Origin of the sequence: Nocardia sp. CA-290969 (assembly GCF_050936135.1) — a bacterium.
In the GTDB taxonomy this organism is placed as follows: Bacteria; Actinomycetota; Actinomycetes; order Mycobacteriales; family Mycobacteriaceae; genus Nocardia.
Genome location: NZ_JBNJNJ010000001.1, coordinates 5,790,145 through 5,813,939, shown reverse-complemented (window position 1 = coordinate 5,813,939; position 23,795 = coordinate 5,790,145). Strand labels below are relative to the sequence as shown.

At 70.0% G+C, this 23,795-nt stretch carries 1 protein-coding gene (running past one end of the window); it reads left to right on the top strand.

Going from position 1 to position 23,795, the window contains the following annotated elements:
• Positions 1-5: 5 nt before the first annotated feature.
• Positions 6-23,795: the 5' portion of a hypothetical protein gene (locus ACQEVO_RS26455; RefSeq protein ID WP_432918475.1), read on the top strand. The gene runs 15,825 nt beyond the window's last position; 23,790 of the gene's 39,615 nt are visible here — the first part of the coding sequence; the start codon lies at positions 6-8; the stop codon falls past the right edge of the window.

The following is a 23,795-nucleotide window of genomic DNA, read 5'->3' as shown; positions in this document are numbered from 1 at the left end:
CCCGCATGATCGATATCCCGGGTTGGGCCCAGAATCTCGCGTGGCTCGCGGGCGTGGAATGGCCCGAGGGTAACGAAGACCAGATGTGGGCGCTGGGGGAGGACTGGCGGGACGCGGGGGCTTCGCTCGACGATATCGTCGCCGACATCATCGAGGCCAAACGTGCCTCGCTGCACGCCTATCCGGAGGGCGACGGCGTCGAGGAGATGATCAAGGCCTTCGACAGCCTCATCTCCGGTGACGGCTCCGATACCGATCAGTCGGTGCCGAAACTGGCCGACAACTTCCGGCAACTCGGCGACGGCGCCTACGAGACCGGCACCGAGATCGAATACACCAAGCTGATGTATCTCTCGTCGCTGGGGCTGCTGGCGGCGGAACTGGCTGCGGCGCTGATCTTCCCGCCCACCGCGCCGGCGGTCCAGGCTGCGGCCATCGCGGCCACCCGCCTCGTGGTGCGCGGCATTCTGCAGCGGGTCGTGCAGGCGATTCTGCGTTATGCCAGCAATCGGTTCGTCAAATTCCTGTTGCGCCATATGGCCATCGATACGATCCTCGGCACGCTGCAGGAAGTCGGTATCCAGGGCTGGCAGATCAAAGAAGGGCATCGTCCGGACTTCGATCTGGGGCAGATCGCGGTCACGGCTGTCAGTTCCGCGGCCGGTGGCGCCGCCGCCGGGCCGGTGGGCGACCTGCTCGGTAACGCGCTGGCCCGGGAAGCGAGCGGGGTGCTGCGTCAGACGATGAACGGGATCGTCACCGGCGCCGGGGCCGGGCTGGTCGGCGGTCTCGCCGGAACCCTTGCCGCCATCCCGACCCAGTTCGCCGTCCTCTGGTACCAAACCGGGGACTTCGACACGGCGTGGGACAACACGATGGATACGCTGCCGCAGCAGTTCGGGCCGCTGGCGCTCGTCTCCGGCGCGACCAACGGGGCGATGACCGGTGGCGCCAAGGGCGGCATGAACGCACTGGCCGCCAAGCACGGGTGGGGTGTACACAGCCAGAACTACCGTGACACCTGGGGCGACCGGACCTTCATGGACCGGATGAACGCGGTGGTGGGCGGGTCCGATTCCCGGACCGGTTTTGCGCCCGGCGCCGGATTGCCCGGTGGCGCAGACGGTTCCGGCCCGGGCTCGGATGGTTCGCAGACCAGCAGCCCGGCACGGACACCGGGCGGGAACGGCGTCACCGGAGACGGTGGCTCCTCGGTCGACGGCGGTTCCTCGACAGACAGCAGCTCGCCGGCGGACGGCAGCCGGCCGACCCACAGCAGTTCTTCGACGGACGGCAGTTCCCCGACCGACAGCGGTTCGGACAACGGCGCCCGTGGCGGCTCCCCCTCCGCGACAGGCGATTCGCCGAGCGCGGGCGACGGTAGCACGAACGGCGCGAGCCGCGGCGAGGCCGAGCCCGGCTCGGCCACCTCGGACTCGCCGGCGAACGAGGGCGATCAGGTCTCCCGCGGCGGGGATTCCGCGGATTCGGGCGCGGCCGGGGACTCGACTCCCGGCACCGATCGCTCCGAATCCGGCGCCGGCATCGCGGACCGGACCGGGAACGAAGCACCCGCCGGGCCGGTCGCCGATTCTGCCTCGGATTCCGCTCGTGATCGTTCCGAGAACTCCGATTCCGTTGCCGGGCAATCCGATACCGCGAGAGGCGAGGGGGAGAGCGCGGGTCGTACGACCGGTGACGGTGTCACCGCGACCACGGATCCCTCGACGGGCGACCGTACCGGTGGTGCTCCCGGCGCGATCGCCGGCGCGCCGGTCGCGGGTCCGATTGCCGGTGCTCCCACGCCACCCTCGGCCGCCGCCCCTCCGGGTGTCCCCGGTGCCGCGCCCGGCCCCGGTTCCGCGCCTGCCGCGCCCGGTGGTTCCAGTCCGGCCGCGCCCGGATCGTCGCCCGCGCCGGGCGGCAGTGGTGATTCGCGGGCACAGCCCGGTGCGCCGGGCGATGGACGTTCCGCGCCGGGCTCCGGCGAGGGTGCCTCGCGGTCGCGGACAGGCGACCGGGCGGGGGCCGGTGATCGGGCCGGAGCCGCTGATCGTCGGCCCTATCCGGGAACGGAGGGTATTCGTGCGGGCCGGACCGGCGTCCCCGTACCCGATCCGAACGCTGCTCCGCGGGCGGACAACGGACAGGAGCCGACCCCCGCCCGAGTTCCCGGCGATGTCGGGGACGGTCGTATCGGGCCGGAAGATGTGCTCCCGCTGGTAGTGCCGGGCGCCGACCCCGGGGACACTTCCACCACGCGCGAGGGCGGGACACGCAGTCCGGCACGCGATCCGGAGTCCCGTGCTCCCCGGCGTGGCGACCGGCCGGACACCGATCCGGGCGACGACCCGGACCGCACACCCGAAGACGCCGACGACAACCTCGACCCGGACGACCCCGACACCCTCGACCCGGCACCGGACGACACCGACGACACCCCGGCGCGTGACCCCGACGAGCCCGAGGGGCGTTCCGAGCCACGCAACCGCGGCGAATGCGCGCGTCTCACCCTGGCCCAGCTCCAGGCGGAAACCGGCAGCACCCGGATCAGGCCCCCGGAAGATCCGGTCGGTCCCGGCGGTATGGACCGCTCCGATATCGCGGACGCGCTCGGCGGCAAGCTCTACGACTACCCGGCTCCGGACGCGGACCGTCCGCGACACCAGTCGGTGGCCGACGAACTGCTGCGGCAGGCCGCGCAACTGCCACCGGAGCTGGTGCTCGCGGGCCACGGCCCGCGCGCCTTCGTGATCGACAGCTACGCCGGTTCCGTCGACGAGCACGGTGTGGGCTCTCACGCCTACTCGATGCGGGTGGTGGCCGATCCGCTCACCGGCGAGTACAAGATCGAGGTATCCGATCCCACCGGGACACCACCCCGGCGCGGCTACCCGCCGGACGCGCCGGCGGAGGTGCGGAAGGTTTCGGCGACGATTCTGGACGGAGCGGGCCGGGTGGTACCGCCCTCCGGGCACGATGCCCGCGTCCGGCCGTCGGTCGAGGAGTATCTGCGGCACAACCAGGACGATTACCGGTCGAACCGGCAGGGTCGCCGGGAATCCGAGGCGCAGTACACGGCGCGGCGGGCGGCCGAGGACGCCGATCTGCAATCGTTGCTGCAACGCCGGCGCGCACAGGTTCTCCGGCTGGTGGCGGACGGTTTCGACGACAACGGACCGGCGGGCCTCGGCGATCTGCTGCGTGACCGCGCCGACGTGGCCGACCGCAACGCGGAACAGCACCGCGCCACCGCCGACGACCGCTGGGACGAGGCGCGACGTACCCCGAAAACGCGAATCTCCGACTGGCCGCGCGATGACGAACGGACACCGCCGGACGACGACGAGCAGACACCGCCGGACGACGAGCAGAACTCGCGCGAGGAAGACGGGCCTTCGAACCGTGATGAGGGTGAGCCCGCGGGTCGTGACGAGGACGAGCCGGCGAACCGTGATGAGGGTGAGCCCGCGGGTCGCGATGAGGACGCGGCGGCGAGCCGTGACGAAGACGAACCGTCGGGTCTCGGGGAGAACTCGCCCGCACGTCGGGACGAAGACGAACCGTCCGGTCGCGATGGGAACGAGCCTTCGGGTCGCGATGAGAACGAGCCGGCGGTTCGTGATGAGGAGGAACCTGCGGGTCGGGGCGAGCACCCGCCCGCACGTCGGGACGAGGACGAGCCGGCCGGTCGGGAGGAGAGCGAGTCCGCCGTACGAGATGAGGACCGCCCGGCTCCTCGTGATGACGACGCCGTACCCGCCCGCCCGGAGGACGAGACCCCGGAGCCTGCCGCGGGGGTGCGCCGGCCTCCGGAAAGCGGGGTCGACGAGGGCCGGAATCGTCCCGAGGACGAAGTTCCGCCCGGGCGGCGGGGGGAATCGGCTGCCGCACCGCGCGACGACTCCGGCGCCGATGCCGTCTACCGCGATTCCGAGGGCCGGCTGCACCACCGCGACGATCCTCCGAATACCTACCGCGACAAAGACTTCCGGCTCCGCGATCAGCACGGCTGGGTTCCCGATCCGCTCAGCGGCGGCGGGTTCCGGCATCGTGCCCAGTTGGGCGAGGCCACACCGTATCTGCCCACCGACCCCGTGCTCGCCGCGCAGCTGGCGGAGGCTTCCGCGACGCGGCTCGAGCAGCAGGAGCGGCGTAACCTGCTCGCCGCCAACCTCGAAGCCCTCGCCGTGGAAGCGGGGCTGGTCGGCCGGGCCGATCTCACCGACCTGCGCTACCTCACCCCGAACAAGATCGAAGGGGAGATCGCTCGTGAAGAGCAGCGGGTTCTCGACGACGAGAGCCTGAGCGAGGAGGATCGCCAGGAACAGCTCGCGGTCCTGGACGATCTGCGTTTCCATGCCGAGGATTACCACCGGCTGGTCCGGCAGGAGGTCGCCGCGTCGCAGCGGCTCGGCGAACTGGGCGGGCTGGCCTACGCCCTGGATCCGCAACTGCATCCGGGCGCGGTCCAGCTGTCGCCGTTCGAGGGCGGGAGCAGCGCGAAGAACGTCGTCGATATCGCGGTCCTGGTGCCCGGGACCGCGGGCACGCCGCCGAAACTGCTCGTCGTCGAGGCCAAGGGCGTGGGTTCCACGCTGGGCGGTTCCCGGATCTCCGCGGCGCAACAGGGTTCGCCGGAATATCTGCGCCGGACCCTCGCCATGGACAAGAATCTCGCCACCGTGCTCACCGAGAGCCCCGAACAGCTGCGGGCCCGCGGTATCGACCCGGACAGCGACCGAGGACGCGCGCTCACCCGCGCCCGCGACGATCTGCTGGCCGCGCATCGGGACGGCACGCTGCAGGTCGAGTACCACGAGGTGCGGACCGGAGCGAACGGCGAGGTCACGGTGCGCCGGTTCGACCTCACCCGCGATGGCGAGCCGGTTGCGATCGATACGATCGGCGGTGTCGGCAATCTGCATGCCGACGGGCTTTTCGGTGACGATCCCGGCCGCTCCCGCGCCGCGGACTACCGGCATCACGCACAACCGGGGCCGGGGCAGCCGTACCGGACGGCCGACCGGGCGCTCGCCGAGCGGATGGCCGAGGCGGTGGCCCAGCGGGCCGAGCAGCGGGCCGAACACGCCCGCCTCGATGCCGACCGCGCGCGGCTGCAGGCGGAGCTGGGACGGTTCACGCGCGACGATCTCACCGAAATCCGCTATCGCAGCCCGCAAGCCGTGGGTGAGGAGATAGCGAAGCAGCAGCGACTGGTGCGCAACGACCCCGGCTTGAACGAGACCAGCCGCTCGGAGCGGTTGGCAGCGCTCGACGCGCTGGGTGAGCATGCCCGGCAGTTCCACGCGCTGCGACTGCGGGAAGTCGCCACCTCGCAGCATCTCGGCGAGCTGGGTGGCCTCGCCTACGCGCTGGATGGAGCCCTGCATCCCGGGGTCGTGCAGCTCACCCCGCTGGCGGGCGACAGCACCGCGAGCAACGTCGTGGACGTCGCGGCCTTCGTCCCGGGTTCGGATGGCACGCCGCCGAAGCTGCTCGTTGTCGAGGCCAAGGGCGGCCGGTCGCCGCTCGGCGGTTCGCGAACCGCCGACGCGCAACAGGGTTCACCCGAGTACCTCCGGCGGACCTTGGCGATCGACAACAACCTCGCCAGGGTCCTCACCGAGTCGCCCGCGCAACTGCGCGCCCGCGGAATAGACCCCGACAGCGATACCGGCCGCGCGTTGCTGCGCGCCCGGGAGGATCTGCTCACCGCCCATCGGGACGGGACACTGCAGGTCGAGTACGTCGAGGTGCGTACCACCGCCGAGGGCGAGACCACCGTCCGGCGCTTCGATCTCGAACGCCCCGGGCAGCCGGTGCGGTTCGAGGTCATCGGCGGTGTCGACCGGAACACCGGGGGCAGTAGCGGCGCGGACCGGGGCCGGTCGCCGGCGCCGGACGATCGTCGCGGGCCGGACAGCACCGCTCCGATTCCGCGCATCGGTGATACGCAGCCGATTCCCGCTGTCGGAGACACGCAGCCGTTGCCGGCTACCCGGGCGCAGCCGTCGCTCAGTACGGCCGACACCCAGCCGTTGCCGGTCGTGGACGGGGTGGCTCGCCCTTCGGATACCGAGCTGCTGGGTGCCCCTGCCGACGATGTCTGGTCGAACCTGTCCCCGGCGGAAGTCGGCGACCGGCTGCGTGACGAACTGCGTGCGATTACGCGTAACCAGCGCTTCGAGGTCTTCGGATTCGGCCGTCCGGACCTGCATCCGGAGGTGGTGCGCGAATACGCCCGGGCTCTGATCGATATGTTCACCGAGCACCCGACTGCGCGCCTGAACTCGGTGCGCTTCCGCGACGGTATGCCGGACGGGGTTTTCGCGCGCACCTGGTGGACGCCCGTCGACGGTGTCCGGCAGGCGAACAGTATCGAGTTCAACGCGTCCATGGCCCGCAGCCCCGCGGATATCCGCCGGGCCACCGATGCCAACGCCGACTCCCGATGGTTCCCGGACGCGGTGCGTCATCGCCCCGCGTATGCGCGGGTGGTGCACGAGTTCGGCCATGTCCTCGACGCCGCGGGTGACCATGCCGCGCGGCGTGAGGTCAGCGGACATCTGTTGCGCGAGTTCTTCCAGCGCAATCCGGACGCCACGAGTATCGACGACTATTTCGCGTGGTTGCGGGAAACGCTCAGCGGGTACAGCTTCCATCCCGGCAGCACGCATCTGAACCCGGCCGAGGCGCTCGCGGAAGCGTTCCTGGCCGTGACGATGCATCGGTTCGCCCCGGAGGGAACTCCGCCCCCGGACCCGGACGGCCCGGTCGGGATCATCCACGGCCTGCTCGTCCGAATCGCCGACGAGAGCGCACCGGCCGGATTCGGCTGGTTCGATGCGCGGGACCTGGGCACGCCCGGCCCGGCCACTCGTGGCCTCGGCCCGCCCGAGCCCGGTGGCGCGGACCCCGGCCGGGACGACACCGGCGAGCCGGCCACACCGGCCGGCCAGGATCCGGACGATGCCGCAAGCGCCTGGGCGAACGCCGAATACGACAGATTGCTCGAACAGCGGCACAACCAGGCCCGCGAAGCCGAATTCTGGCGCGGTAAACGCGACGGCCGGGTGCGCGGCTGGATGGGTATCAACGGGCCCGACGAGGCGTTCGGTAGCCGGGAGTCGCTGTCGCGCACGCTGGCGGAGCTGCAACACCGGGCGACCAGCCGGACCACCGATATCGCACCCGGCGGTGACGGCGACGGGTTCCGGCGGCACAGCGAGCAGCTGTCGCCGGACGAACGCGCCCGCCGGTCTAGTGAGCTGAACCGGCTCGAATCGGCGGCCCGCCGGACCCTGGCCTATCGGGATGCGCTGGCCCGGACCGACCGGGAAATCGAGGTGCTGGAGAACAGCGGTGCGGTCCAACGACGGCCGCTGGAAGAGGTGGGGCCCCTGCAGGATCAGCTCGCCGCGCAGCGGGCGGGTGAGCTGGCCCGGGTCAAACCGCACCGGCATATCCGCAACGAGCTGGCCGAGCAGTTCGGTCTGGTCGACGGCGGAACCATCGACGAAGCCGCCCTGGCACCGCAGCGGCTGGCCGCCACGATCGACGGGCTGCGCGACACGTTCCCGGATCGATCGGCCGATATCGAGTCGTTCGCCACCGCGGCCCGGGAAGTGAACGAGGCCCATAACCGCATCGGCCGGATCCAGGACGCCATGGCGCAACTGGCCGGCGCCGGGCTCCGCGATATCGAAGCCGCGGGTGGCCGGATGGCGACCGACCGGGTCGGGGTGATCGACGGGGAGGCCCCGCGGATCATCGTCTACGGTCCACGGGAGCCGCTGGGGTATCTGCCCCGGTCCCGGCCGGACGACTACGACGCCGCACTAGAGCACGCCTTGCATACCTCTCTCCGGGCGGCGCGGGCGATGATGAACCCGAACGCCACCATCGAATACCGCACGGTGCATTCCGGCCGGGTCGGCGACTGGCGGGTCGAGCCGGGGCCGGACGGGCCGCAGGTGGACCGGCGGGCACCCGTTCTGCCCCCGGACGATCCGGCCGCGTCGCGGGACACCGTGCGCTGGCGCGGCCGCGACGGTGCGTGGCGGACGGTCGATCCCGACCGGCCCGGCTGGAAGTACGCGCAGGAGGGCGCGGCGCCGGACGAGCGCGGCTACCAGGACCGGGATCTGCCCGAAGGCGTCACCGCATGGGCGGTGGACCGGGTTCAGGCGGCCGTTGCCGACAACTTCGCGGACCCGGCCCCCGCCAAGCCCGGTGGGCCGCATCCCGACGGAGTGAACGTCGATCTGCTGCCATATATCGTCGGTGGTCCCAACCCGGTGACCGGTGATTCGGTGCCGACCTACGAGCTTCCGTTCGCGGACGCGGCGAGCAACCTCCTTCGGGTGTTCGTGGAGGTCGCCAGGCTCTCCGGTTGGACCTGGTACGGCGATCCGGATAATCCGGCGCGGCTGCGGCCGCGGTTCAAGGGCCATCCGTGGTTCCGTTCGACACCTCCGGACGTGCAGCCGCTGGTTCCGTCGGCCGAGCCGCTCCAATCGTCCTATGAGACTCCGGAGCAGCTGGCGGAGCGGGACCGGCAGCGCCGCGAGGCGTGGGCAGAGGTACAGAGCTGGGCCGACGAGCAGTACGACCGGTTCCGCGCCGACGACTCCGATATCGCGCGGATCGCCGACTTGCTGAGCAGTCGCCGGGAGCAGGAAATCCAGGACAATGCTCGCAATATCGTCGAGCGGCTCCGTCGCGAGGTGCTGCCACGCACGGCGATCGATCCGGGTGGTGACGTCGACGCGCAGCTAGTCGATCTGGGGACCGCGATCGACCGGCTCCAGGACGATCTGGGTTATCGGCTCGTTCCCGCCGACCCGGAGATCCGGCGCATGGTGCTCGAGCAGCTGCTCGACCAGCTCGGCGCGGGCCGCACTGCCGACGACATACTGAATTCGACGCTGCGCCTGCCCCCTCCGGATCGACCGGCCGGGGATGACGCCGAGGTACCGGTCCCGTTCACGGATCTGGTGGGCGCTTCGGTACCGGAACTGACGGCGAGCGATGTGGGCACCGTCAAAGACCTGCTGATGCGCCGTGCCGACATATTGATGGACGATCCCGTATCCGGTGCGGAGGTCCGGCGCGGGCTGCCCCAGCTACCGCATATCGCCGAAGCCTGGCAGCGGCTGATCGACGGTGCACCTATCCCCGAGGATCTGCTGCTCATCCGCGATGCGTGGTCGTGGCACCGGATGCTGAACCACCTCAACGATCAGACCGGATACCTGGCGACCTGGGAAGACGTCGTAGCCCTGGTATCGCGGATGGAAGGGTCGCACTGGGACGACCCCCGGCCGCCGCTGACCGGTCCGCGCGCCGGCGTGCCCTATGCGCCGCCGCCCCGGGATCAGGTGTTGCCGCCACGCCCGGAGGGGTCCGCGCCGTCGCGCGGTGGCCCCGGTCCGGTACCCCGGTCCGAGCCGGCGGCCCGCCCCGCGGTGCCGGGTGAGCCCTCGCATATGGACCCGGCAGCCGCGGTGGCCGAACCGCCCGGCCGCAGCCCGGCCGAACCGGAAAATCCCGCCGTGGGCCGGGAGCCGCGGCCGGATACCGATGTGGCGTTCGACCGGATGGAAGAAACCCTCGACCGGATTCAGCGGGTGGTGCGGGGTGAAGAGGACCCCGACGACGGCCCCGAGGCCGCGGGCGGCGTGGTGCCGGGCGACCCCGGTTCCGAACCCCCCGCCGCGCCACCGCAGGCCCTGGGCGAACCGGATTCGCCGGAGCCGCGTGCGTCCACCGCTCGGCTGCGGGCGCAGTTGTCCGATACCCGCGCCGATCTGGAGCAGAACCGGGCCGACTACTTGCGCGGGCTGGCCGATGACCTCGAGGCCGGTGGTTCGCCCGATGAGGCCGCGTCCTACCGCGATCGCGCCACTCAGGCGGAATGGAACGCCGGCCAGCATCGGGCCAACGCCGATATGTGGTGGAATGCCGCCGGCGGCCGGCCGCCGGGCGAGCCCGCCGGTGCCGGTGACGGCCCCGAGCCCGGTGGTTCGGACCCCGGCCGCACCGATAGCCCCGATCGCCTCGCGGACGCCGGGCCGGACCGGGACTCCGGCGCTCACGACGAACCCGGCCCGTTTACGCCGGGGGCCGAGCCGACGCCGGACGACCCGGCCGGCACCGACTCGGACGCCGAGTGGCTGGCCGCGCCGGCCGACCGGTGGTCCGGCCTCGACCCGGTGGACGTGGGGCGGCAGCTGCGCACGGAGATGCGGGAGCTCACCGGCAACCACGAATTCGAGGTGTACGGATTCGGTCTGCCCTATCTGAATCCGGCGATCGTGCAGGAATTCGCCCGGTCGATCCTCGAACTGCAGCGCCGATACCCGCAGGTCGATCTGCGCAGTGTGGGAATCGCCGATATCGGCGGCGCGATTGCCTCGGCCATGCCCGTACCCGACCCCGGAACCGGGAATGTGCGGGCCGACGGGATCACCTTGAACCTCCCGTACGCACGGAGCGCACACCGCCTGCTGAACGCCGTCCACATACTTTCCGAAATCGGGCGATACAACCCGAATGTGCTCATCCGGCCCGTTTTCGGGGTGATCGCGCACGAGTTCGGCCACGGCGTCGATTTCGCGGGCCGCCGCGAGGCGCGGTTGTCGCTCGAATACGAACTGCTGCAGTACTACGCGCACGAGGTCGGCGGGCCCGCACAGGATTTCCCGCATTGGCTGCGCCGCGAACTTGTCGGATACAGCTTCCACAAGGACGGCCGGGGCCTGTTCGAAGGCGAGGCGCTCGCCGAGGTTTTCGCCGAGGCCGAGCTGGCGCGACTGCTTCCGGAATCCGATCGGCCGGCGCTCTCCCCGGTGCGGCAGTTGATGTACGACCTGCTGCTCCGGTATGTCCCCGATACGCCGCCGGCCGAGACCGGCTCGGTCACCCGCCGAGACCAGTTGGACGGGAACCCTGCCGGGCGCGAAATCGATGGCCCGAATCTGATGGACGGTGATCCTGCCGATCGGGTCGGACCGGAAAACCCGGGCCGGCAGACGGACGAGGGTGCGGGCCGCCGCGACGATCGCGTGGAGCGGTTCGGTGCCGCGATCGACGACGAATGGGCAGGACGCGACGCCGCGCAGATCGGCGAAGACCTCGAGCAGCGCCTGTCGGAACTGACCGGCCGCGAAATCGAGGTATTCGGATTCGATATGCCCGGCGTCGACGCCGATCTCGCGCGAGAACTCGCGCGGGGTCTGACGGAAATGTTCACGCAGTACAAGAAGGTCGATATCCGCCGGATCGGCATCGGCGAAGTGCCCCCGGGATGGCTGGCATCGACGAACGCGGATCGTAACGGCGGGCCCTTCACCGAGTCGATGACCTTCAGTCAGGTCTATCTGCGCAATGCCGAGCTGACCGCGACGATGGCCCGCAACCGGGTAGCCGCCGGTGCCTTCTCCCCACGCGCGGGGCAGCGGCCGGTGTACGCGCTGGCGGTACACGAGTTCGGGCATGCCCTCGACCACGCCGGGAACTACCGGCGCACCAGGTTGCGAGCCGATTCGCGCCTGCACGATCTCTTCTTCCGCGATAGTTCCGTCGATACGAGCGACCGCGATGCCAAGAAGAACTGGCTGAAACGGGTTCTCACGGGTTACAGCCTCGACCAGGACGGCTCGCTGAATGCCGGCGAGGCGCTTGCCGAAGCGTTCCAGGCTTACGAATTATCCGGCGGTCCGGACGGGGTGAACCCCGCTGTCCTGGCTCTCTACAACGAACTCATCGGCGCGCTGGGTCCGGAAGGGACGCGGCGCACCGAGGATTTCCGGCCGGTCGAGGTCCTCGATACACCGGCTCGTCCTGCCGCGCGGCAGGACGAGCCGGACGGCCCGGATCTCCTCGGTGAGCCGGACGCAGGTGGGATCGAACCGGATTCGCCGGAACAGGATTCGGCGGGCCGCACGGGAGAACCGGACCACACCGCGGATTCTGCGCGGCGCGCGTTTTCCAGGCCGGACGCGCCGGATGCTGGTCCCGCGCAACGGGTTCCGGTGGACGACGAGTGGTCCGATCTCGGGCCCGCGGAGGTGGGCGAACGCCTGCGCGAGATGTTGCGCGAGACCACCGGCGATCCGGAATTCGCGGTATCCGGGTTCGATCACCCTGATCTGGATGTCGATGTGCTGCGCGAATATGCGCGGGCGATGGTCGATATGCTCGGCCGCTTCCCGGAGGTGACGGTCGAGCGGATCGAGATAGCCGACACCGTCGAACCCGAGGAGATCTGGGACGGTGTCGTTCATGTCCGGGCTATCGACGGCCCCGTGTGGGGCACCCGGCACTCCACTGTTCGGCTCAGCCGCCAGTACGCGCTCGCGCCCGAGCGGCTTCAGCGGGCGGTCGGTGCCGTCGAATCTGTTGCGCCGCACACGGGTATGAGTGAAGGCCGGGCCTACGCGGCGGCTGTGCAGGCATTCGGCCGCCTCATCGACGACGCGACCGGGCACCGGGCTCCCCGGCTCGTCGACAGCTTGCTCGTCAGGCATTACCTGGCTCAGCCGGACAGCGAGCCGAATCGCTCCGCCTACCGTCACTGGCTGCGTGCGGTGGTCGGCGTGCCGGCCGCTCGGGTCGAGCATCATCCCACCTGGGTGCTGGTGGACGCGTTCGCCGAGGTCGTACTCCGGGGCCGGGACAATGTCACCGAACAGGCGCGGGCGCTCCACGATCTGCTGCTCGCTCAGGACGGTGCCGAAACCAGGGTTCCCGCCGGGGAAGAGCTACCGGCCGAACGGTTGGCCGAGCTGCCGTGGGCGCTGTGGTTGGGGGCACCGCTCGACGAGTGGTCGTCATTGTCCGGGGTCGAGGTCGGCGAGCGGTTGCAGGAGGTGATGCGGGAACTCACCGGCAACCGCCGGTTCCGGGTATACGGTTTCAACGACGAGGTGAACCCGGAGATCGCCCGGGAATTCGCGCGCGCGATCACCGAGATCTCGGCCCTGTTCCCGCAGCCGATTCTGGAGGGAGTCGCGTTCAGCGAGCTGAAGAAAAGACCTTGGGCCGTGGCCGAGTCGAGCGCGGATTTCGGCCGCCGGGGATACCCGACCTATCTGGTCCGATTCGACAGCGGCTGGGCGACGGATCCCTGGGGCTACATCGATAGTGCGGCGGACAGTGCCCTGACCGGGTTCCACTACCACAGCTCCCGGAGTCGCCCCGTCTACGCGACCATTCTGCACGAATTCGGGCATGTGCTGGACAACGCCGGTATGCGGCAGGCGGATCGCACGCTGGACAAGGTACTGCTGGAGTACTACGCGGCGAATGACCTCGGCGAGCAGACCGCCGAAGGATACCTGCGCTGGCTGGCCGAAAACCTCAGCGGTTACAGCCTGCACAAGGACGGCCGGCTCAACGCTCCCGAGGCGCTGGCGGAGGCATTTCAGCACGTGCAGACCGTGGGCCGGGACAATGTCGACGCCCCGGTGGGTTTGATCTACGACACGTTGCTGGCCGCGGTGGAGCGCCCCGGGCAACGCGGCGTCGGAGGGTTGCTTGCCGACGACTTCCGGGACAAGGGCTGGAGGATTCGAGAGCTTTTCCGCAAGATTCGGCCCATTACCGGCGACCCGGCCGGGGTTGTGCAGTCGGACCGTGGACCGGGCGAGCAACGCGCCGAGGCTGCTGCGGACACTATGCGCGACGATCAGCCCGAATCTCCGGAGCCCGGCCGGGAACCGGCGGATTCGGGGGACAGCGGGCGTGGTGACTCACCGGACGCCGGGGTCGCGCAACGGGATCCGGTGGACGACGAGTGGTCCCGGATGGGTCTCGACGAGATCGTGGCCACATTGCGGGAGCGCTATCCGTTCCGGAAGATCACCGGGTTCACCGACCCGGACGATCCGGCTGTTCCGCCCCTGGATCTGCCGCTGATACGCGAGGTGGCTCGTGCCGTCGACCTGATGATGTCGCGGTTCCCGATGCTGGATGTCCAGAACCTGCATATCGGGCCGATCACCGACCGCGATCACGTGCGTGGCACGGCAGGGTACGATCTCGATCCCAGCGATATCGGACGCTACGTCACCGATACGATCACGCTCAACGAACGACTACTGCGCAACCCGGCCGAGTTCTACGAATCCCGGCGCCGCACCGAAGCCAGCAGGTATTCCCCTCGCAACACAGCGGCCCGGCCGGCTTTCGCGACGATGATCCACGAACTGGGCCACGGCCTGGACTACGCGGGCAGTATGCGAGCCCGCGGTTCCATCGAGGATCTGCTGGTCGAGTACTACACCGAGTCGACCGGTGGCTTCGATCCCGATCACTTCAGCGTGTGGCTGAACCAGCTCAGCGGCTACAGCTTCACCGATCGCGGTGATCTGAACCCCACCGAGATGCTGGCCGACGCGGTCCTCGATGTCGTGATCAACGGCGAAAATGCCACCGAGCCGGCGCGCATCGTGTACGGCGCGCTGCTGCGTGAATCGATCGACAATTACTACGACACCGTCGATACCGCCGGCCGGGTGCGGCCGGCCGACCTCGGGATCCGGCTCGACGAGCGTGATCAGCCGATACCGGAACAGCCGCCGGCCATGGACGACGGCACGCCACCGGGAGATCCGGCGCCCGAGGACGAGGGGTCCGATCCGGGTGTGGACGGAATCGTGCCGGATCCGCCCGCGGATGCGCTGGACCTGATTCGGGGCGAGGACCATCCGATCGATGGTCGGCAGTACGGCCCTGCCGACCCGGTGGGGCCGGAAATCCGGGAAATTCTGACCCGCAGTGCGGCCGGCCGGCATGCACTCGGGGTGCTGCGGGACGCGGGCGCCACGGTCCGGTTCGAGCCGCCCGGCGGAGAAACCACCGGGGACGGGTTCTTCCCCCGGACGATGGATGTGCTCATCGGCTCCGCCGAGCGGGACCAGATCGCCCAGGCGGCGGCGGTCGTGCGTATCGCGGCGCTGGCCGAATCCGTGGTCACCGGACAGGTCGAGGTGACACCGGCCCGCGTGCGCGCACTGGATCGGGATGCCCATGTGGACGCCTGGAACCGGGCCGAGGCGCAGGCGCTGGCCCGGCAGGCCGAATTCCATCGTGACCTGCGGGCGGCCGGTTTCGCGCCGCTCGGCGGTCCGCGCGCCGACGCGGTCGACGTGGTGCGGCAGCAGACCCTTGAATCGGCCTATCTGGATGCCTTCGACGCGGCGGTCCGTGCGGCCGGAGACGGCGCGGAGCCGCACCGGGCGGCGCGGGCGGCCGGTATCGACGCGATCCTCGGCCACCCGAACTTCGGCGCCCCCGGCCGGGAAATGGGCGGCGCGGACTGGGATGCCCAGCACGATATCCGGCCGCCCGACGGGATGTCCGAATACATTCCGCGGTCACCGGCCGAAGCACGTGAGGTCGAGCGGTTGCTGCGCCGGGCGGCGGCGAGCTGGCGCGAGCTGGTGGGGCTCGAATCCGATTGGGCCCGGGTTCATGAGCGGGTTCAGGGCCAATTCGAGGAACGCGGCATCGACTTCTCGGATCCGGGCGGGACCCGGCAGGAGATCAGCGACCAGCTCGCCGAACAGTCCGGCGACCTTCAGGAGGCCCGGGCCCAGGCCGATATCCGGTTGCTCGGCGAACTCGCCGCGCGGCACCGGCAGGTGCAAGAAAACCGTAGCCGGATCTTCGACGACCTGGCGTCTCTGGTGAACCGGGCCCAGCCGGAGGGGCCGATCGCGGATCCGCCTCTTCGCGTGTACGACGACGGTACGGGCCGGCTGTTCGTCTTCCCGGGGTCCGGTGCCGATGGGCCGCGGCCCGTCACCCGACTGCAGGAGACTCGATCTGCGCTCGAACCGGACCGCGACACCCCTGTCCGCGGGACGCGCGACGAGGTCGAGAAAGCACTCCGGTATTCGGACACAACTCTTGCGGGCTGGGTCCAGCAGATATTCGAACGGCACGGGCTCGAGGTGCGTTTCAGCTCCGACCCCGAGGCCGCGGCACGCCGGACCGCGGGAGAACGGACCCGGCTGGGTGAGGCACTGGGCTACGATCCGGTCACCCGCATCGTGGTGCTCGACAGCGCCGACGATTCGGCCCAGCATGCGCGGGATCTCATCGTCGCGGCCCGGATGGCCGAACTGCTGGCCGCCGGGGACCATCTGCTGGAGCGGACAACCCTGTCGCGCGACGAGTTCGTCTCGCTGATGCTGGACCGGGCCGCCGAGGGCTACGCCCAGTCGTTCCGGACCATGGTCAACGGACTCGGTGTTATCGAACATCGCTCCGGCGATCCGCTGGCCCGGGTCTACGCCGAAACCTTCGCCGATGCGTACAAGCGTGTGCGCAAGGCTTATTCGGGTCATCCCGAGGTGAGCCCGGAGTATGCGGCGCACCGGGCGGGTTACCGGGCGGTGCGGGCGCAGATCGACACACTGGGGCCCGTGATCGGGACCGGCGGACTCGCGGCCGGGTTCGAGGCATCCTGGGCGAGGGCGCAGGGCCTCGCGGCCGACGGCGGTAGTTTCACCGATCCGCGGGGTGGTCGCACGGTCGACGGTCCCGCGGCGCTCGACCAGCGGGCGAGACTCCTGGCGCTGGAGATCGAGGGTTTTCAGCAGGTCCGGGCCGGGGGCCGGCGGGTCCTTCCGGTGGGTCCGGTCGAAGAGGCATACAACGCCGCCCACGACCGTGCTCTTCGTCGCGCCGAACGCGCCCAGCGGGGTGATCACCGCGCGGAGGATCCGCAGTCGGTGGCCCGGCGGGCCGGCCGGGACGCCGTGCGCCGCTTCCTGGAGCGGACGGGAGCCGAGCGGACCGAGCTGCTGATGGACGCCGTCCGTTCCGCTGACGAGGGCCGCGACAACCCGCGATGGGGTAGGCCCGCGCCCGACCGTAGTGAGTATTCGAGGGACAGAACGGGTCCCACCGATCCGGATCTGCCGCGGCGGCTGCTCGACGCGAAGATGGGACGTCCGCTCGATTCCGACGGGTCCGGTGGACTGCCGGAGCGACTCACGGACCGGATTCTTCGCTACCCGGCGAGTCCGGCGACAGGGTGGCGGCCGATGCTGTCGATCGCCGCACCACGCGGTGAACATATGGACGCCCTGCGTGATCTGGCGACCACCCACCCGGACTATACGAACGTCCTCTGGGACCGCAGCCATGGTTTGGATTACCTCGAACCGACGACCGGAATCGACGGCGACCCGAGGCTGAGCTGGTTGAGTCATTCGGATGCCGAGGGCGTCGACCGCCTGCCGGATCGGGACGAGGCCACCATCCTGCTGCTCGACCATTATCTTCGCTATCGGCAAGAGGGCCGGGTCCGCGTCGGATTCGACGACTGGCTGGCGCAGCTGGGCCCGGACGCCTGGATCACCAAGGAATACCTGAAAACGCACAGCCGGGCCGGCCGCGTCGGCGACCTGCACCCGGATTTCGTGACCCAGGTGTACCAGAGCTTCGTGGATGCGGATCCGCCCGTGACCGAGCCGCATCCGGCGGCTCTGGTCCAGCGCATGTACACCCGGCAGTTCGCGCTGTCGAACTCGGCGCTCGCCGGCTGGTCACACCATGCCGCGGCGCCCCGGGTCGTCAAATTCCGGGGTGGCCTGGTGACCATCCGGGTCGCACCCGACGGCCGGGGCGGCTGGCAGGTGCCGCCGCCGTCCGGGTCGGGTAATGCCGCAGATGTGCTCGCCCGGCACTTCCGCGGTATGACCGCCGCCGATCCGGATGCCCTCGTGCGGCGGATTTCGCGCATCCTGAACGATCCGCAGGCCGAACTTTCGCCGGATGCCACGCCACAGCGGGGTCTCGGGCGGCTCATGCGCCTGCTGCGGCCCGGCTCGGGCGACGACGCAACCGGACCGAACGGGGATGGTTCAACCGCCCGGCAGCGCGAGGACGACGCCCCGGATTTCCTGGACCGGACAGCGGACGCCCCCGACGCCCACCATCGGATCGACGATCCGGTGGGTGCCCTGGATATCACCGGGGACTCCGACGGCCGGACCGATGCCGAACGATTCAACGCACCGGACGACGACTGGTCGGATCTCGACCCGACCGAAACCGGTCTGCGGCTGCGCGATGAGATGCGCGAACTCACCGGTAACGAAGATTTCCAGGTGTACGGGTTCGGCCTGCCGGATCTGAATCCGGTGGTGGTGCAGGAATTCGCGCGTTCCCTCATCGATATGGCCCGGCGGTATCCGCAGGCCGATCTGCGCAGCATCGGAATCGGCGATCTGAACGGCGCGATGGCGCTGAACAAACCGGTGACCGACCGGGTGACCGGCACGGTCCGGGCCGATTCCATCGCCCTCGATATCGAGTACGCCCGCGACCCCGAACTGCTGCTGCGCACGATCCGGGACAACGTCGTCGCCGGCAAGTACAACGCGAATATGCTGCTGCGGCCCGGCTACGCCGTCGGCGTACACGAATTCGGGCATGCGATCGACTATGCGGGCCGCCGCGGCGCCCGGGCGGAACTCGAGTCCGTACTGTCCGACTACTACCGGATGTTCCTGGGCGGGCCGGAATCGGAGTTCCCGGACTGGTTGCACCGGACGCTCACCGGATACAGCTTCGACCGGAACGGCCGGCTCGAGCATGCCGAGGCGCTGGCCGAGGCCTTCACCGAGGTCGAGATGTCCCGGCTGGTCGCCGGTAGGGGGCGGCCCGAGGTCAGCGAACCGCGACTGCTGATCTACAACCTGCTGCGCGATTATCTCGACGCCCCATCGCGAACCCATGATCCGGCGGCGAACCTCCCGGACGATTCCCCGGACCACGTCGGCCCCGCCGACGCACCGCGACCCGGCGTCAGCGGTGAACCGGACGCCGGCCCGGCCGATTCCGGAAATCCGGCTCGGATCCCGGTGGACGACGAATGGTCGGATCTGACCCTGGCGGAAATCGGCGACACCCTCCGCGAGTATGTGCGTGCGATGACCGGCAATCCGGACTTCGAGGTGCGCGGTTTCGATTGGGAGCCGCCGCCCGATTCCGCGCCGCGCCGCGTGATGGAGGGCTACCCGTCGAATCCGTTGCCGAAGGTTGATACGGCGCAGGTTCGCGAGTTCGCCCGGGCTGTAACGGATTTGATCGCGCGGAATCCGCTGGTTCCCGTGCGCGGCGTGGAGATCGTCCCGCGAGATCGGTACCGAAGCGTTTCGGTGCGGGCCGCGGACGGGCTGCTCCGGATGCACTCAGGCCGGCCCCACTCCGGTGACCGGGCAGGCCTGGATTCGACCTATCGGCACACCGCACGGGCGTTCGCCGAAATGATCAATCGAACGACCGGGGCGCTGGCCGAAGGTTCGGTCATGGAAGCCCTTGCTCAGCACTACTCGTACAACAGGCTCGGTGATCAGCACCGGCTGGCCTTCGTCGACTGGATGCAGAGCACGCTCGATATCTTCGGGACGGACAGCGTCGGGAGAAGGCGTGCCTGGCAGCCGGAAACGTTGCTGGTCGATGCGTTCGCCGAGGTGACGGTCCGCGGCCGGGATCGCGCGGCCGGGCCTTTCGTTCTGCTGCACGACCTGCTGCTGGCCCAGGACGGTATCGAAGCACGCACCCCCGGTTTCGACCCGGACCTGGGCATGAGCCGGGTGGTCATGGCGGAGCGTCCCGAATGGGTACTGGGCGCCCCGCACAATGACGAGTGGTCTGCCCTCACACCGGTTGGGGTGGGGGAGAAGCTGCAGGCCGAACTGCGAAAACTGGGTAACCCCGAGCTGACCGTGTTCGGATTCGACAGCGAAGGACTGCATCCGGTCATCGTGCGCGAGATCGCGCGCGGCTTGATGGATATGGCCCGGAACTATCCGATGGCGGATATCCACAGCGTGGGCTTCGGGGACGGCTACCATCTGGCGCTCACGTTGCCGGAATCGGACTCGGGAACCGGTGCACGGCGTTCCGCGAAGATCACGTTCGACGCCCGGTCGGCGGGGGATGTCGGCAACTTCGCGATGGAGCCGATATCCGCCGAGTACTACTACGCGCGGAACTCGGGTGCGCACGACCGGCCGGCGTATACGAACGCCGTACAGCAGTGGGCGCGGGCACTGGATATCACCGGCCGGGAGTCGGCACAGAAACTGGTCGACAATGCGCTGCGCGTGCACTACTTCGGCCGGCGGCTGGGCGACGCGACCGAAGAAGGCTACGCCGGCTGGCTGCGCTCCGAATTCAGCGAGCACGTCTTCGAGACCACGTCCGGCGAAATGGATCGTGCCTGGGCGCTGGAGGAGGCATTCGATCAGGTTGTGACCCACGGCCGCGACGCCGCGGGCGCCCATCTGGTGCGACTGCACGACCTGCTGGTGCGGGCCGCGGACCGTAGCTCGCCGCGGGCGGCGCTCGGGCGGATGTGGGATCAGATCCGATTCGCGAACGTCGGCCTGGAAACCGCCGCGTACGAGGCGATGTGGGGCGTACTGGACAAGCCGGCACCGGTTCCCCCGCAGTTGGGTGAGCGGCCGGCCGGGCCCACACCGGAGCCGGACTACGGGACCCCACCGGAAAACGAGCCGGTCGCCGCAGATGAATCCGCCCCGCGGGATGTACCGGACTACGGCACCCCGCCCGAGGAGGCGCCGGCTCCGGCGGAGGTACACGACGATGCCGAACTGCTCGGGGTGCCGGACCAGGACGAATGGTCCGGTCTGACGCCGCACGAGGTCGGCGAGAAACTGCGCGACCTCATGCGCGAGGCCACCGGTAACCCGGATTTCCAGGTATTCGGGTTCGATCTGCCGAAGCTGAATCACGAGATAGTCCGGGAATTCGCGCGTGCCGTCTCCGATATGTACCGCCTATACCCGCAGACCGATATCCGGTCGGCCGGTATCGGGCCGATCCGGACCGGCCTGCTCGCCGATGCCGGTCCGGCGTTCGACAACGACACCGCGACCTTCTACACCGGCGATATCAGGCTCAACCACGAGCACGCCACGAACGCCGGCGATTTCACCGGCCGGGTGCGCGCCGCGGTGGACAACGGCCAGTTCTCGCCGGCCATGCTGCGCCGGCCGGTCTACGCGGTCACCGTCCACGAATACGGCCATGCGCTCGACTACGCCGGGGGGCTCCGCGCACGTGGCGAGGCCCAGAACCATCTCCTGCGGCTGACGGCCGAGGACCCCGAAGCGAGCTTCGGGGAATTGCTCGACCAGCTCAGCGGATACAGCCTGGACGACGGCCTGCTGCGCGCGGACGAGGCGGTGGCCGAGGCATTCGCCGAATACATCATGGGCGGCGCCGACCGGACGAGCCGCGATGCGGCAGCCGGCCGCGCCGTCCGTGAACTGTACGAACTGCTGATCCGGCATGCCGGCAACCCGCCGGGTGATGCCGCGGGACCTGCCGGTGACCGTGGTGCGATGGATGCCGGGCGCGAACCCGGAGCCTCCGATCCGGATCGAGCAGGCCCGGAAGTGAACGCGGGTGGCGCGGCGCGGGAACCGCTCGGCGGGCCACCGGATCCGGTAGCACCGGACGAGGCTGCCGAGGGGCGGCCGCTGACGGAGGCGGGTCTCGAACTCGTGCGTGCCGGTGCGGACCTCTGGGACGCCACGTCGCGCGGGCCGGCGGCGACCGAGATCCTGGAAATGGTGGCAGGCACCGCCCCCGGCCGGCACGCGCTGACCGTGCTCCACGAGGCCGGTGCGCAAATCCGGTTGGACCCGGATCCGGAGCTCGCCGATCGCGGTGACGGATTCGACGGCGCGACCATGGATATCGTCGTCGCGACCGCGGGCCGCGACCAGATCGTTCAGGCAGCCGCAGTCATCCGCGCGGGGGCGCTGGCCGAGATGGTCGTGAACGGACATCTCGAGGTGCTGCCCGGCCGGATCCGCGGGATGGATCGCGCGGAATATGTATCGGCGCGGGTGTCGGCCGAAGCCGAAGCGTTCGCCCGGCAGGCCGAATTCCATCGCGAGCTCGCGGCGGCCGGTTACGACGTCGCCGACAGGCCCACCGCCGACCGGATCGACAGTCTGCGGCGCGGCGAAGCCGAAGCTGCCTACCACCGTGCGGTGGAAGCGGGCCGTTCGCGGGTGGCCGGCGCCGAGCCCGGCTACGATCCGCGGCGCGCGGGCATCCGTGCACTCCTGGACAACCCGCGGTTCGACAATCCGGAGCAACCTGAACTCGGGATCAGCGGCCGGCGGGAAGCCGGTGCCGAGTGGGACGAACTTCAGGACGAGCCGGCGCCCTATCAGCTGCGGGAGTATGTACCGACGTCACCGGAAGCGGCCCGGGAGGTCGCCGGGGTCCTGCGAGCGGAGGCGGCGCTGACACGCCGCGCGGCACGATGGGCGGCGGAGTGGGACGAGGTCGCCGACCGTCTCGGGCAGGCCCTCGGATCGGCCGAGGACCAGCAGCCGCGCAGCCGTACCGAGTACTTCCGCGAACTCGAGCGGCGTGGCCGGCTCAGCGAGGACCCGGCGGTCGCGCACGATCTGCGGGTTCTCGGCGAGCTGACGGATCGGCTCACGGACCTGCCCGCGCTACGTACCCTGGCGGAGGCCGGGCTCCTCTTCACGGCGCAGAGCGATATCGACACGGCCCATGGGCTCGAACCGCGTGTGCGGGTGCAGCGGCACTATTCCGGTGAACTGCACCTGGTCGACGAGGCGGATTTCCGGCCGGCGGCCACGCGCGGACTTGCGGTACCGGACGCTGGTGCGCCTCGCACACCCGACGGGTCCCGGAACGAGCACGGTGGAGTGGCGGAAGCCGCCGATCGTGCCCGATCCGAGGCGGTGGGACACCTGCGCGGGAACGGGGGCCGGGTCGGAGTCCCGTACCTCGGTGGCTGGGTGGCGGATACGCTGGACCGCACCGGGGTCCGGGTCGAAATGAGCGCCGACCCCGCGGTCGCGCTCACCCCGCCCGCGGGCGAACGCACCGCGACCGGTGCCGCGGCCGGCTACGACCCGGCCACCCGCACCGTGCGGCTGTACGCCGGGGATACGGTCGAGCAGCATGCGCGTGCGCTGATCTTCGCGGCGCGGATGTCCGACCAGCTGGCGGCAGTGGACCCGGCGTGGGAACGGATGGCGCTGTCCAGAGACGAATACGCCGAGGTGATGCTGGACCGCCTCGCCGACGCGTACGCGCTGTCCTTCCGTGGAGTCACCCAAGCCGATCTGCGCAAGGCGAAATCGGAATTCGGCGGCGATCTACTGGCGAAGACCTATGTGGGCACCTACACCGACGCCTATTGGACCGCGGCCAAGGCCTACCGTAACCGCCAGGCGCTCGGCGGTTCCGGCGAGTACCTCCACATGGCCGCGCACCGCGCGGCCGTGCGCGCTGTCCGGGCCGCTCTGCCGTGGGGGCCGCTGATCGACGGCCGCGCCCCCGGCGTTCATTTCGCCGCTGCCTGGGACCGTGCCCACGATGTGGCGGATACCGCCGAGCCGCCGGCCATCCGCGCCCCGCTCGCCGATACGGCACGCAATCACGCACTGCGGGCGCGGAACCTGGCCGAAGAGATCGAAATGCTGCGGGCGGCGCGCGACCTCGGCCGGTTCGTTCCGGTCAGCCCGCTCGAACGCGCCTACACCGACGCCTACGACAAAGCACTGGCCAAGGGACGGCACGCCCCCGGAGCCGAGCGGAACGCCTACGAGGCCGGGCTCGCGGCGCTGCGGCGATATATGCAGAGGAACGGCCGTCACAACGGCTTGGCGGACGCCGAGATCGTCATGGATGTGGTCCGCGCGGTCATCGACGATGATCACGTCGCCTGGGGGCGGTTCACGGAATGGCTG